Below are 614 nucleotides of genomic sequence, written 5' to 3' on the forward strand. Positions count from 1 at the left end.
ATGTCCGCAACCTGACCAAGCGCACGGGCGATCCGGACCCGACCTGTCCGTCGAACGCGTGCGTGGTGACGCCGGTAGAGCCGCCGGTGGTTGGCTACGCGAAGTCGGCCAGTACGACCGCTTCGGTGGTCCAGGGAGATACGATCACCTACGCGCTGACCACCACCGTGGGCAACGCGCCGACGCGCAATGTCCTGACCCTGACCGACACCCTCGGCACGGGCCTGGACTTCGTCGCGGTGACCGGTTCGGCCGGCTACGCCTGCAACGGGGCCAATCCGCTGGTGTGCACGTTGCCGGCCGGCACGGCGCCGGGCACCTACACGGTGACCTACACCGCGCGGGTCAATGCGCAGGCGTCGGAGACGGTGGACAACGCCGTCGTCGGCAGCGGCTCGGACAACCCGACCTGCCAGGGCAGCTGCATCACCAGCACTCCGGTGGTGGTGTTGCAGAGCCTGCGGGTGATCAAGCAGGCCTCGCCGCGCGACGTGAAGATCGGCGATCTGGTGCGCTACACGGTCTCGGTCGAGAACACCGGCACCGTCGACGCGATCGACGCGACCCTGGTCGATACGCCGCCGGCCGGCTTCAGCTTCGTCGACGGCTCGCTG

At 68.9% G+C, this 614-nt stretch carries 1 protein-coding gene; it reads left to right on the forward strand.

Translation table 11 applies throughout. The features are described 5' to 3' along the window. Window positions 1-614: isopeptide-forming domain-containing fimbrial protein (locus tag TX83_RS21510; protein WP_186442680.1), on the forward strand; the 614-nt coding region annotated here is incomplete at both ends.

The organism is Lysobacter antibioticus HS124, from assembly GCF_000336385.2.
Taxonomy (GTDB): Bacteria; Pseudomonadota; Gammaproteobacteria; order Xanthomonadales; family Xanthomonadaceae; genus Lysobacter; species Lysobacter firmicutimachus.